Source organism: Nocardia sp. NPDC056100 (assembly GCF_042266325.1).
Lineage (GTDB): Bacteria > Actinomycetota > Actinomycetes > Mycobacteriales > Mycobacteriaceae > Nocardia.
On record NZ_JBHJVY010000003.1, the window covers coordinates 1,176,517 to 1,189,392 of the forward strand.

Genomic DNA, 12,876 nt, shown 5'->3' on the forward strand with positions numbered 1-12,876 from the left:
GTTCCTGTATCCAGGGGAAAACAATCGGAAGTGGCTGTGGATCAGCCGAAGTGAACTACCCCACGTAGCGCTGTAACCGCGCGGACAGTCGCGGCTCCAGCGCCCCGTCCGGAGCGATGCGCTCCTCGACGTAACCGAGATCGCCGCCCTCGACGATGCCGTAGAGCCGCTTGGCCCCGCCCACCACGACACCGGACTGGCTGCGGATCACCACATCGGTGGCGAGCTCCCAGGACGACTGGGTCAGTGCCTGGCCGTAGAACAGTTCGACGATGCCGGTGGAATGCGTCAGCAGCAGTTCCAGCACCTCGTCGTCACCGTCGATGCCGACGCGCCAGAAACCGCTCTCGCGCAGATCCGGCCCGGCGTATTCGCCCTCGGTGTTGATGACCCAGGAACGCGCTTCCCAGGTGAGGTAGTCGCCGCCGTCATGCGAGACGATGATCTGCTGACCGAAGCGGTAATCGCCGGTCTCGGGGTCATTGCCCTCGCCCTCACCGCGCCACACACCCACCAGGGGCAGCAGCGCGAGCATGGAGGAGCTCAGATCGGGACCCAGGCGCAGATTGGCGGTGTCGATCGGGAGCGGCAGGCCATCCAGCGACGGGATGTTCGTCACACCGGTCACCTTGGCGCGCTCGGCGGCCTCGGCCACAGCCTGATCGCCGCTGCGGCGTACCGCATCGGAGGGTGTTTCGGCTGTTCCGTTTTCGACGTTCTCGCTCGCCGAATCGGTCACGACTCGGTGAACAGCCGGTAGAGGACGTACAGACCGAACCAGGCGATCAGCACGGAGACGAGAACCAGCAGAATCTCGAAGGTAAGCACCACGCTCCGGAGTCTAATAGCACCGGATCGGCGACGCGAAAACGGCCCTTGCCGAAACGCGGACGCGGATACGAAAAACGGCCCCGGGAACCGAATCCCGGGGCCGTTTCAGGTTTTTCGAGGCGCCTTACTTGGCGACGGTCACGTCCACATTGTGGATGCCGTTGCCCTCGGGCGCGATCTCGGTGGTGCCGTTGCCGGACGCCGACAGCGCGCGGATGGTCCACGAGCCCGGCGCGGCGAAGAAGCGGAAATCGCCGGTGCCCGACGCCACGACCTCGGCGGTGAAATCGCCGTTGCCGTCCAGCAGGCGCACGAACGCGCCACCGACGGTCTGGCCGTCAGCGGTCAGGACGCGGCCGGTGATGACCGTCTCCTTCTCGACGTCGACGCCGGCCGGAATGGCCTGTCCCTGGGTAGGTGCTGCACACATATTTCTTTACGCTCCCAACTCGATCGGTGCACCGACGAGGGAGCCGTACTCGGTCCAGCTCCCGTCGTAGTTCTTGACGTTCTTGTGGCCCAGCAGCTCCTGCAGCACGAACCAGGTGTGCGAGGAACGCTCGCCGATGCGGCAGTAGGCGATGGTCTCCTTCTCGCCGTCCAGACCGGCCTCCTTGTAGATGGAGGCGAGCTCGTCATCGGACTTGAAGGTGCCGTCCTCGTTCGCGGCCTTGGACCACGGCACGTTGATGGCGCCGGGGATGTGGCCGGGACGCTGCGACTGCTCCTGCGGCAGGTGGGCCGGGGCCAGGATCTTGCCGGAGAACTCGTCGGGCGAGCGCACGTCGACCAGGTTCTTGGTGCCGATGGCCTGGATGGCCTCGTCACGGAAGGCGCGGATGGTCAGATCCTGCTCGGACGCCTTGTAGGCGGTCGCCGGGCGCACCTTGACATCCTTGACCAGCGGGCGGCCGTCGAGCTCCCACTTCTTGCGGCCACCGTCGAGCAGCTTCACGTCCTGGTGGCCGTAGAGCTTGAAGTACCAGTACGCGTACGCCGCGAACCAGTTGTTGTTGCCGCCGTACAGCACCACCGTGTCATCGTTGCCGATGCCGCGCGCCGAGAGCAGATCCGAGAACTGCTCGCGGTTCACGAAATCGCGACGGACCTGATCCTGCAGGTCCTTCTTCCAGTCGAGACGGACAGCGCCCTCGATATGCCCCAGGTCGTACGCCGAGGTGTCCTCGTCGACCTCTACGAGGACGACTCCGGGGGTGTTCAGGTTCTCTTCGACCCAGTCTGCGGAGACCAGGACATCGGAGCGAGCCATGTTGTTCCTTTCGGGGGTGGTGCCGGGTCAGGCGGTGGGAGTAGGGGTGGTCGGCGCGGTCTTGAACCGCGAGACGAGGGGATAGATCTTGCAGCCCAGGCAGATTCCGAAGGCCGCGTTCAGGAAAGCCGCGAACAGCGCGAAACCGGTGAAGATGGTGCCCGCCACGGTGGAGCCGAGCACGAAACCGAGCACGCCGAGCACCGCGAAGATCAGGCCGACGAGTTGTGCGAACCGAAGCGGCGCAACGGGTTCCAGCTCGGCGGGCGGGCCGACGCGGGGTGCGACGACCTTGCCGTAGATCAGACCGTACGGGCTGCGCCGCGGGCCATTGGCCGCGCCGAGCGCGAAGACCACGGCCTGCACCGCCAGCAGCACCGCGGCGGCGGGCACCGAGAACGCCGAGACGAGCAGCACGAGTGCCAGTACGGCGGTGGTGATCCAGGCGGCGAAACGCGGGCCGCGAACATCTACCTGCCCGGCGGGCGGGCTGCTGGGATTGGGGTTCGACATGTGCGTACTCCTGCGCGATGAGGTCTATTGGTCATTTCGCCGGAGGATCGGAGATCACTCATACGGCGGGACACACCCGGTCGGCGCGAGGATAGGAAACGAAAGGCCGACCGGCTAGCGGCACAGGCAGCAACAACCACCGAGCCGGCACAGGTCTACCGTGCGGCGTCGGGTGAGCATCAGCTCGCGGTTGGATTGCACGAGAGGGAGTTTACCCAATTTTCGGGGGAAATTGGACCCCGGGTCCGTAATGCTGGTCACTCGGATGTTCCGGAAACCGACAAAGACCCCAGTGAGCTGCGCAAATCCGCAGATCTCGGAACACCGGCGATCCGGAATTTTTCCTGTCCGGTGGCGTCCAAGATGAAAGTCGTCGGGAGCGAGAGCACGTTCAGCTCGCGGGCAAGATCAGGATTCGCGTCGATATCGAGCTCCAGATCCACCGGCGGCGCGGGAGTGTCCGCCAGCTCCGCGACCACACTCGCCACCACCCGGCGCACCGCCGCGCACGGCCCGCACCAATCGGCGGAGAAATGCAGCACCGTGGGACGGCCGTCGAGCACGCCCGCCGCCGTCAGCAGTTCGGCGCGCGCTGACTTCGGCGCGGGCGCGATCTCCCGCACCCGGCCCTCATTGCGGCGCACCAGGATTCCGATGCCCGCGGCGGCGACCAACGCCACTGCCAAGACGCCCAGCGCGATCATGGCTGTTGTAAACGATCCAGATCGACGGTGATATTCCTGCCGCGACCCTCGACCACGATCTGCCCGCCGCTGGCCTCCACCTTGGTCGGGCGAATGCCGAACGGCAGATCCCGGGTATCGATGGTGCGCGTGAACAGGGCCAGCACCCGGGGCTTATCGCTCTCGGGCGTGACCGGCGCGGGCGATGAGGCGACATCGCCCTGATTCGCCGCGCCCACCCCGCGATAGATATCGGTGGCGGTGATGCGCACCTGATCGCCGACCAGGCGCAGATCCGCGAGCACGCTCACCGTCTCACCGCTGGTGCGGGTGCCCGGGACGACGGGAGCGTCGGCATCGGGCAGCGGAATCGTGCCGGTCAGGATGATCGCCCCGGCGGTGGTCATACCCGAACCACCGGAACCGCCGGTGCCATCGGATTTATCGGCGGGCGGGCCGAACACCTGCAGATCCGGAATCTTGAACAGGCGGCCCAGCTCGACCGGTTCGATGCGCATGCGCGCCTCGGCCTGATCCACCGGTACCGAGCGCACCTTGCCGTTGATCAGATCGCGCAGTGACATGTGCACATCGCGCAGATTGGCCTCGACCATGATCTCGCCCGGAATATCGGGCCGCATGGCACGGGCGCGAATGTCGACATTCTTGAAGTCGTCGTTCAATGCCTGTGCCACGAACGGGAATCCGTGGAAGGTGACCTCCGGGTCGGCGCCGAGATTCGATCCGTCCCGCAGCATGCGCGACACCTGGTACTCCGAATACGCGGCCACCCCGAAGTCGAGTACGACGGCCAGCCCTGCCAGACAGAGCAGCCCGATGATCACCCGACGAAAAGCCATAGCTGCACCTTAATAGGGTCCGGCGAACGGGATCGCGCCAGCGCGGTCTATCCCGTGCCCCCGAAGTGCTGCGTTTTATCCCACATTGTGAGGTGATCGGGTGTGAGATTGAGATAGCCGAGGCGGGATACGCTGCCCGGATTGCGTGGCTATCGGTTCGGACACGCTAATGTAGCAACCGACTTACCTGTGATAACCAGCATGAGGTCGTGGCGTACAGAGCGGTTGCCACGCACATGCCAGATGGGATGGAGGGCCCCCATGGAGCTGCTCCTGCTGACCTCCGACCCCAACCCCGAGGCGGTACTGCCGTCCTTGGCGCTGCTGCCGCATCACGTGCGGCCCGCGCCGACCGAGGTGGCGTCCCTGCTCGAGGCCGGTTCCGCCGATGTGGCGCTGGTCGATGCCCGCACCGATCTGGCCGCCGCCCGCGGTCTGTGTCGTTTGCTGGGCAGCACCGGTTCGTCGGTGCCGGTGGTGGCCGTGCTCACCGAGGGTGGGCTGGTCGCCGTGAACGCGGACTGGGGGCTGGACGACATCCTGCTGCCCGGCACCGGTCCGGCCGAACTGGATGCCCGGCTTCGACTGCTGGTCGCCCGCAACGGCGGGGTGGCGAGCCCGGAGAACACGGGCAAGATCACCCTGGGCGAGCTGGTGATCGACGAGGGCACCTACACCGCGCGGCTGCGCGGTCGCCCGCTCGATCTCACCTACAAGGAATTCGAGCTGCTGAAATACCTTGCGCAGCATGCCGGTCGGGTCTTCACCCGCGCGCAGCTGCTGCAGGAGGTGTGGGGCTACGACTTCTTCGGCGGCACCCGCACCGTTGACGTGCATGTGCGACGCCTGCGCGCCAAGCTGGGCAGCGAATACGAATCGCTGATCGGCACGGTCCGCAATGTCGGTTACAAGGCGGTGCGCCCGGCGCGTTCCTCCGGCGGCAAGGGAGAGACCCCGGTCAACTTCCCCGAATCCGACGGGACCGACGATTCCGAATTGACCTCGGCGAACGGCACTTTCTGATGATCTCCTTCACCGATCGGCTGCCCCTCGAGACCGCCGAGCAGGTGCGAGGAGTGCTGGAACGGGCCACCGCCGCGGACGGGGTGGCCCCGGTGTCCGAGCAGGCGGTGCTCTCGCTGGGCACCGATGGCCCGGCGCGGCATCTGGTCGAGCAGTGGGACGACGCGGTCGGCGGATACGCCAATGTGGTTCCGGCCCACGGTGAACACCCCGCCATGGCCGAGGTCGCGGTCGATCCGCGGTTCCGCCGGCAGGGGCTGGGCGCGAGTCTGGTGGCCGGTGCGCTGGAGTCCGGCGGGCCCGGAGCGCGGGTCTGGGCGCATGGGAATCTGCCCGCCGCGCAGGCCGTCGCACAGCGTCTCGGATTGGTTGTGGCGCGGGAACTCTGGCAGATGCGCCATGATCTGGCTAACTCTGAGCTACCGGAACTGGCGGTGCCCGAGGGCCTGGAATTGCGGACCTACGCGGGGCCTTCCGACGATGCGGAGATCCTGCGCGTCAACAATGCCGCCTTCAGCTGGCATCCGGAACAGGGCGGCTGGACCGAGCGCGATATCGCCGCTCGCCGCGCCGAGTCCTGGTTCGATCCCGCGGGACTGTTCCTGGCCTTCGATCCGGCCGAACCGGATCGCATCCTCGGTTTTCATTGGACCAAGGTGCATTTCGACGAGACCCCCGCGATCGGTGAGGTCTACGTCGTCGGCGTCGATCCGAAAGCGCAGGGTCGCGGTCTCGGCCGCCTGCTCACCCTGGCCGGTCTGCGTCATCTGCGCGAGCGCGGTCTCGGCGCGGTGCTGCTCTACACCGAGGCCGACAACACCGCCGCGGTCAATACCTATACGAAGCTCGGTTTCACGCCCGCGCATATCGATGTGGCTTACACCACGGCGTCCTGACCGCACTTTGTCCCGCTGAGCGGGGCCTTGGGCAACGATGCGGCAAATGTCACATATCGTGCAGCGGAATCGCGCCGGGTTGTTCATCTGGCGTTCACCTACCCAGGTCCAACTGGCCACCGATGGCACTTACGTTGCTTGTGGGCAGCACTCAGCTGCCCGGTGCGCTAGTTCGCAGCGAACAGCCGCCACATGTGCCCGTCCGACCGTTGAGGGGTTGGGCGTGCAAACCGTGATTCGCGGAGGAACCAAGTGAATCTCAAGCGCAGCAGCGCCTTGATCGGTGTGCTGGCAGCGGCCGGCGCCATGACGCTGACCGCCTGTGGCAGCGACGACAACTCCGCCCAGACGGGCAACGTCGCCAAGATCGACGTCGCCTGCGGCGGCAAGACCGCTCTCAAGGCCAGCGGCTCGTCCGCTCAGAAGAACGCGATGGACCGCTTCGTCGCCGCCTACGAGGGCAACTGCTCCGGCGCCAAGCTGGACTACACCTCGTCGGGCTCCGGCGCGGGTGTGAACGAATTCATCGGCGGCCAGACCGATTTCGCGGGCTCCGACTCGCCGCTGGACGCCAAGAAGGGTGAGACCGACAAGGCCGCCGCCCGCTGTGGCAGCCCGGCCTGGAACCTGCCGACCGTCTTCGGTCCCATCGCCGTCACCTACAACGTGCCCGGCGTGACCGACCTGGTGCTGGACGCCCCGACCCTGGCCAAGATCTTCAACGGCCAGATCACCACCTGGGATGACGCCCACATCAAGGCGCTCAACACCGGTAAGGCCGACAAGCTGACCTCGGACAAGATCGCGGTCCTGTTCCGTTCGGACGAGTCCGGCACCACCGACAACTTCCAGAAGTACCTGGACTCCGCGTCGGACGGCGCCTGGGGCAAGGGTGCGGGCAAGGCGTTCGCCGGCGGCGTCGGCGAGGGTGCGAAGGGCAACGAGGGCACCTCGGCCGCCATCAAGTCCACCCCGTTCTCGATCACCTACAACGAGTGGGCGTTCGCGAAGTCGCAGAGCCTGTCGGTGGCGCGCATCCTGACCACCGCCACCTCGAACGACCCGAAGCCGGTCGAGCTGACCTCCGCGACCGCCGGTAAGGCGATCGACAGCGTCAAGATCTCCGGCCAGGGCAACGACCTGGTGCTGGACAACAGCTCGATCTACAAGCCCACCACCGGTGGCGCCTACCCGATCATGCTGGCCACCTACGAGATCGTCTGCTCGAAGTACAGCGACGCCGACACCGCCAAGGCTGTCAAGGCGTTCCTGACCTCGGCCGTCGGCAACGGTCAGAACGGCCTCGCGGATGCCGGCTACGTGCCGATCCCGGATGCGTTCAAGACCAAGCTGACCACCGCGATCGCCGCCATTTCCTGATCGACTGATCGCCACCGACTGATCGAAGAAGCACCATGACCGTGCACGACGAAACAGCCTCGGCGGGCCTGTCGGTGACGACCGACCCGCGCGAGGACCGTGCCCAGCTGCCGGGGGATACTGCGCTCATGCCGACCGAACCCAGCACCAAGCCGGCCGCGGGGCGTAAAGCGCCCAGTAAGTACGGGGCGGAGTTCATTTTCCGTTCGGCGGCCACCACCGCCGGCGGGGTGATCGTCGCGGCCATCGCGTTGATCGCGCTGTTCCTGCTGATTCGCGCGGTGCCCTCGGTGCTGGCGAACAAGGCGAACTTCTTCACCAGCTCCGAGTTCAACACCTCGAACGCGGACAATCTGCGCTTCGGCATCAAGGACCTGTTCATGGTCACGGTGCTGAGCGCGGTGATGGCGCTGGTGATCGCCGTGCCGATCGGCGTCGGGATCGCGTTGTTCCTGACGCAGTACGCGCCCAAGGCGCTGGCCCGGCCGTTCTCCACGGTCGTCGACCTGCTCGCCGCGGTGCCTTCGATCGTCTTCGGTCTCTGGGGCGTGCTGGTGCTGGCTCCGAAAATCGAGCCGCTCCAGCGCTTCCTGAACGAACATCTCGGCTGGTTCTTCCTGTTCTCGGACGGGAATCTCAGCACGTACGCCGGCACCATCTTCACCGCCGGCGTGGTGCTGGCGGTGATGATCCTGCCGATCATCACCTCGGTGAGTCGTGAGGTGTTCGGCCTGACGCCGCTCTCGCACATCGAGGCGGCGCAGGCGCTCGGGGCCACCAAGTGGGAGGTCGTGCGCATGACGGTGCTGCCGTACGGCCGCTCCGGTGTGATCGCGGGCTCCATGCTCGGCCTGGGCCGTGCGCTCGGTGAGACCATCGCCGTGCTCGTGGTGCTGCGCACCTCGGCCAAGGCGGGCGGCTGGTCGCTGTTCGACGGCGGCTACACCTTCGCCTCCAAGATCGCTTCCGCCGCTTCGGAATTCAGCTCCAAGCTGCCGACCGGCGCCTATATCGCCGCCGGTTTCGTGTTGTTCGCACTGACCTTCGTGGTCAACGCGCTCGCTCGGCTCGTCGCAGGCGGGAAGGTGAACGGATGACCACCACACTCGACAAGCCGATCAAGGCCCCGACCTTCCGGCATGTCAGCACCGGCCGCCGCATCAAGAACGGGCTTGCCACCGGCATCGTCTGGGGTTGCTTCGCCATCGCGCTGGTGCCGCTGCTGTGGGTGCTGTACACCGTCATCGAAAGAGGCTGGGACGCGGTCGCTTCCATCGACTGGTGGACCAAGTCCCAGAAGGGCGTGCTGCCCGAGCAGTACGCGGGCGGTGTCTACCACGCCATCTACGGCACCATCGTGCAGTCGGCCATGGCGGCGATAATCGCTGTGCCGCTGGGCATCATGGCCGCCATCTACCTGGTGGAATACGGTCGCGGCTGGCTGGCCAAGACCACCACCTTCATGGTCGACATCCTCGCGGGTGTGCCCTCGATCGTCGCCGCGCTGTTCATCTTCGCGCTGTGGATCGCCACTTTCGGTGCGCCGCAGAGTGCTTTCGCGGTGGCGTTGGCCCTGGTGCTGCTCATGCTGCCGGTGGTGGTGCGCAGTACCGAGGAGATGCTCAAGCTGGTTCCCGACGAATTGCGGGAAGCCTCATACGCTCTCGGCATTCCGAAGTGGAAAACCATTCTGCGCATTGTGGTTCCGACCGCGGCGCCCGGCATGATCTCCGGCATCCTGCTCTCGATCGCCCGCGTCATGGGTGAGACCGCGCCGGTGCTGGTGCTGGTCGGCTACTCGAAGTCGATCAACCAGAACCTGTTCGACGGCAATATGGCCTCGCTGCCGCTGATGATCTACCAGGAGCTGGCCAACCCGGAACCCGCCGGACGCGCACGGGTGTGGGGCGCCGCCCTGACCCTGATCCTGATCATCGCGCTGCTGTACCTCGCCGCTGCGGCGGTCAACAAGCTGCTGACGCGGAACCGATAGAGGAACGGAAAAGACTGATGGCCAAGCGGATCGACGTCAAAGATCTCAATATCTACTATGGCAAATTCCATGCGGTCTCCGATGTTTCGCTGACCGTGCTGCCGCGCAGCGTGACCGCCTTCATCGGCCCGTCCGGCTGCGGTAAGTCCACCGTGCTGCGGGCGCTGAACCGCATGCACGAGGTGACCCCGAGCGCCCGCGTCGAAGGCGCGGTGCTGCTCGACGGTGAGGACATCTACGGCGCCACCATCGATCCGGTGGGCGTGCGGCGCACCATCGGCATGGTGTTCCAGCGGCCGAACCCGTTCCCCACCATGTCCATTCGCGACAATGTGGTGGCCGGGCTCAAGCTGCAGGGCGTGCGCGGCAAGAAGGAGCTCGAAGAGGTGGCCGAGCGCTCGCTGCGCGGCGCCAACCTCTGGAACGAGGTCAAGGACCGGCTCGACAAGCCCGGCGGCGGCCTCTCCGGTGGTCAGCAGCAGCGTCTGTGCATCGCCCGCGCGATTGCCATCTCGCCCGATGTGCTGCTCATGGACGAGCCCTGCTCGGCCCTGGACCCCATCTCCACGCTCGCGATCGAGGATCTGATCTCCGAGCTGAAGAAGGAGTTCACCATCGTCATCGTCACGCACAACATGCAGCAGGCCGCCCGCGTGAGCGACCAGACCGCCTTCTTCAACCTCGAAGCCCAGGGCAAGCCCGGCAAGCTCATCGAGATCGACGAGACGGAGAAGATCTTCTCCAACCCGTCCCAGAAGTCCACCGAGGACTACATCTCCGGCCGCTTCGGATAAAGCTCTCTCTGTAGGTCTCGTGGCCCCGTTCCTGCCGGAACGGGGCCACGGGCATGAATGGGGTGGGAAGCCTCCGCTCCGATCGGATGTGTTGCCGCCCCCGTTCCGAAAGGAACGGGGGCGGCTTTTGTTTGTGCGCGCGGTAGCGCGCTTGTGGGCTGCGTCATATGGGGCGTGGAGGATTGTGTGCAACTGTGAGTTACATCTAGTCTGAGGTGGTAAACCGATCGGTCTAGTTGGAGGTGTGGGGTGACTGTTTCAATGGCGAGCCGGGGAACCGCGGCCGGGGAGTTGAGCAGGCGGGCGCGCATAGCGGCGCTCGTTGCCATCTGCCTGGCGGAACTGCTTGTGGTGCTGGACAACACGCTGGTGAATGTGGCGCTGCCGTCGATGGCGGTGCAGCTGCAGGCCGATATGAGCGGGCTGCAGTGGATCGTGGACGCGTTCACGCTGGCGTTCTCGGGACTGCTGCTCGCCATGGGTCATCTCGGCGATCGGTACGGGCGGCGCAAGTTCATGATCATCGGCCTGACCGGTGTGGCGGCCATGTCGGCGGCGGGCGCCCTGTCCTCGGGGCTGGGGCAGGTCATCGCCGCCCGCGCGGGGATGGGCGTATTCGCGGCCGTGGTCTTCCCGGCGACGCTGGCCCTGCTGATCAATATCTTCACCAATCCGCGCGAGCGCGCCGCGGCCATCGCGGCCTGGACCGCCATGGCCGGTATCGCCGTCGCCATCGGCCCGACCGTCGGCGGCTGGCTGCTGCAGTACTTCTCCTGGCATTCGGTGTTCTGGATCAATGTGCCGGTGGCGCTGGTCGCCATCGCGGCGGTGTTGATCACGGTGCCGGAATCGCGTGCGGCACATGTGGACAAGCTCGATCGCATCGGCATCGTGCTGTCCCTCGCGGGTGTGACGGCGCTCGTCTGGTCGATCATCGAGGCGCCCAAGCACGGCTGGCTGTCCGCGCAAAGCCTTGCGGGATACCTGCTTTCGATTATCGCGCTGGCGGTGTTCGTGGGCTGGGAGCTGCGGGTGGCGACGCCGGTGCTGAATATGCGGCTGTTCCGCAATCGCCGTTTCGCGCTGCCGTCGCTGGCGATCACGGTTTCCTACTTCGCCGCGTTCGGCTTCCTGTTCCTGATCACCCAGTACTTCCAGGGTGTGAAGGAGTTGACGCCGCTCGAATTCGGCATCCACTCACTGCCTTTCGCGATCGCCGTCGGTTTCGGCGCGCCGATCGCGACCATGCTGGCGCAGCGTTTCGGCACCACCGCCATGGTGGTGGGCGGACTGTTGATTCTGGCCGCGGCCATGTACCTGGCGGGCCGCACCACCGTCGACACCGCCTATGTGGGACCGGTGGTGGTGTCCATGATCCTGATGGGCCTGGGGTTCGCGGTGGTTCAGGGTCCGGCGACCGAATCCATCATGGGCTCGGTGCCTTTGGAGGAGGCGGGCGCGGGTTCGGCGGTCAACGACACCACGCGTGAGGTGGGCGGCGCACTGGGCGTGGCCCTGCTCGGTTCGATCATGACCTCGGTGTACACGCACAATGTCGGCGGCAAGATCGCCGCGATTCCCGGCCAGATCATGACCCCGCAGCAGAAGGAACTGGCGAGCAATACGCCCATCAGCGTCCTGGAGATCGTCAAGGCCCCCGTGAATCCGCTACTGGCACAGGCGAAGATGGATCTGGTGCACGCCATGAAGGTGGCGGCCCTGGACGGCGCGACAGCCGCGTCCTACGTCGCCGTGGGCACCTTGGTGGTAGCGGCCCTCATCGTCGCCGTAGCGCTGCCCTGGAAGCCGGAACGCGGCCCCTCGGTCCTGCTCGGCTGGCGCGAAACCGATACCCCCGCAGAGGAATCGGTGGATCAGCGGTCCTGATACAACTCAGCGCCCGCACCGTGTCGTGTGCGGGCGCCTACGAGAGTTGTTCAGATGCTTTCTTTTTCCGAGTCCGGGTCCGGCGGCAGTACGCCGGTCACCAGGAACACCACGCGACGCCCGATCTCGACGGCGTGGTCGGCGAAGCGCTCGTAGTAGCGGCCCAGCAGTGCGACATCGACCGCAGCCGCCACGCCGAACTGCCAGTCGCGGTCCATGATCAGCGTGAAGATGTGCTTGCGCAGATCATCCATCGCCTCATCGTCGTCGGTGAGCTTGGCGGCCCGCTCGGGATCACGGGTCTCCAGCACCTCCTTGGCGGTGGCGCCCATCTTGACGGCGATTCGCCCCATTTCGGCGAAGTAGCTGTTGACGGCCTCGGGCACGGCGTGATTGGGGAAGCGCCGACGGGTCATCTTGGCGACGTGCAGGGCGAGCGCGCCCATCCGGTTCACGTCGGCGACGATCTGGATGGCGCTGACGACCTGCCGCAAATCACCCGCAACGGGGGCCTGCAGGGCGAGCAGCGCGAACGCCTTCTCCTCGGCCAGCTGGATCATCTCGGCAATGCGGTCGTACTCGGTGATCACCTGCTCCGCGAGCTCGAGGTCGGCGTTCAGCAGCGAGTTGGTGGCCCGCTCCATCGCCGATCCGGCAAGCCCCGCCATGCCGCCGAGTAGATCGGCGAGCTCGGCCATTTGTTCGTTGTAGATGACACGCATGAGTCAAGACACTAGTGGTACCCG

General features: G+C 66.0%; 14 protein-coding genes. 7 read left to right on the top strand and 7 right to left on the bottom strand.

The window, feature by feature from the left end; all coding sequences use genetic code 11:
- Positions 1-55 precede the first annotated feature (55 nt).
- The 6 genes from ACFC0O_RS27600 to ACFC0O_RS27625 all read right to left on the bottom strand — a co-directional run bounded on the left by ACFC0O_RS27600 (position 56) and on the right by ACFC0O_RS27625 (position 4,157).
- Positions 56-739: an FABP family protein gene (locus ACFC0O_RS27600; RefSeq protein WP_375962673.1), complete on the bottom strand. Its 684-nt coding sequence runs from the start codon at positions 737-739 to the stop codon at positions 56-58.
- Positions 740-955: 216 nt separating this feature from the next.
- The gene (locus ACFC0O_RS27605; RefSeq protein ID WP_067568422.1) at positions 956-1,261 is read right to left on the bottom strand and encodes a DUF1416 domain-containing protein; all 306 of its coding nucleotides are present in this window, start codon (positions 1,259-1,261) and stop codon (positions 956-958) included.
- Positions 1,262-1,267: 6 nt separating this feature from the next.
- The gene (locus ACFC0O_RS27610; protein ID WP_364641616.1) at positions 1,268-2,101 is read right to left on the bottom strand and encodes a sulfurtransferase; all 834 of its coding nucleotides are present in this window, start codon (positions 2,099-2,101) and stop codon (positions 1,268-1,270) included.
- A 27-nt stretch (positions 2,102-2,128) separates the two neighbouring features.
- The gene (locus ACFC0O_RS27615) at positions 2,129-2,614 is read right to left on the bottom strand and encodes a DUF4395 domain-containing protein (RefSeq protein ID WP_375962675.1); all 486 of its coding nucleotides are present in this window, start codon (positions 2,612-2,614) and stop codon (positions 2,129-2,131) included.
- 257 nt (positions 2,615-2,871) lie between these two features.
- Complete coding sequence (locus tag ACFC0O_RS27620; protein ID WP_375962678.1) at positions 2,872-3,318, bottom strand: thioredoxin family protein; 447 nt, start codon at positions 3,316-3,318, stop codon at positions 2,872-2,874.
- Positions 3,315-4,157 (bottom strand): LmeA family phospholipid-binding protein, encoded by an 843-nt coding sequence (locus tag ACFC0O_RS27625; protein ID WP_364641607.1) that lies wholly within the window; start codon positions 4,155-4,157, stop codon positions 3,315-3,317. The genes ACFC0O_RS27620 and ACFC0O_RS27625 overlap by 4 nt, the downstream gene beginning before the upstream one ends.
- A 261-nt stretch (positions 4,158-4,418) precedes the next feature.
- On the opposite strand from ACFC0O_RS27625, the gene ACFC0O_RS27630 reads away from it, so the two are divergent.
- From ACFC0O_RS27630 to ACFC0O_RS27660, 7 genes are all read left to right on the top strand, one after another.
- Positions 4,419-5,180, top strand: coding sequence for a response regulator transcription factor (locus ACFC0O_RS27630; protein ID WP_364641604.1), 762 nt, complete (start codon positions 4,419-4,421; stop codon positions 5,178-5,180).
- The gene (mshD, locus tag ACFC0O_RS27635; protein WP_375962682.1) at positions 5,180-6,076 is read left to right on the top strand and encodes a mycothiol synthase; all 897 of its coding nucleotides are present in this window, start codon (positions 5,180-5,182) and stop codon (positions 6,074-6,076) included. Before ACFC0O_RS27630 ends, mshD begins: the two co-directional genes overlap by 1 nt.
- 252 nt (positions 6,077-6,328) lie before the next feature.
- Positions 6,329-7,456 (top strand): phosphate ABC transporter substrate-binding protein PstS, encoded by a 1,128-nt coding sequence (pstS, locus tag ACFC0O_RS27640; protein WP_375962685.1) that lies wholly within the window; start codon positions 6,329-6,331, stop codon positions 7,454-7,456.
- A 128-nt stretch (positions 7,457-7,584) separates the two neighbouring features.
- Complete coding sequence (pstC, locus tag ACFC0O_RS27645) at positions 7,585-8,553, top strand: phosphate ABC transporter permease subunit PstC (RefSeq protein ID WP_375963894.1); 969 nt, start codon at positions 7,585-7,587, stop codon at positions 8,551-8,553.
- On the top strand, positions 8,550-9,449 hold the full coding sequence (gene pstA / locus ACFC0O_RS27650; RefSeq protein ID WP_364641596.1) for a phosphate ABC transporter permease PstA: 900 nt from the start codon (positions 8,550-8,552) through the stop codon (positions 9,447-9,449). Before pstC ends, pstA begins: the two co-directional genes overlap by 4 nt.
- A gap of 17 nt (positions 9,450-9,466) precedes the next feature.
- Positions 9,467-10,243, top strand: coding sequence for a phosphate ABC transporter ATP-binding protein PstB (pstB, locus tag ACFC0O_RS27655; protein ID WP_067568414.1), 777 nt, complete (start codon positions 9,467-9,469; stop codon positions 10,241-10,243).
- A gap of 261 nt (positions 10,244-10,504) precedes the next feature.
- Positions 10,505-12,130 (top strand): MFS transporter, encoded by a 1,626-nt coding sequence (locus tag ACFC0O_RS27660; protein WP_375962688.1) that lies wholly within the window; start codon positions 10,505-10,507, stop codon positions 12,128-12,130.
- A gap of 50 nt (positions 12,131-12,180) precedes the next feature.
- On the opposite strand, the gene phoU is transcribed toward ACFC0O_RS27660, so the two are convergent.
- The gene (gene phoU, locus ACFC0O_RS27665) at positions 12,181-12,852 is read right to left on the bottom strand and encodes a phosphate signaling complex protein PhoU (protein ID WP_375962691.1); all 672 of its coding nucleotides are present in this window, start codon (positions 12,850-12,852) and stop codon (positions 12,181-12,183) included.
- Positions 12,853-12,876 lie beyond the last annotated feature (24 nt).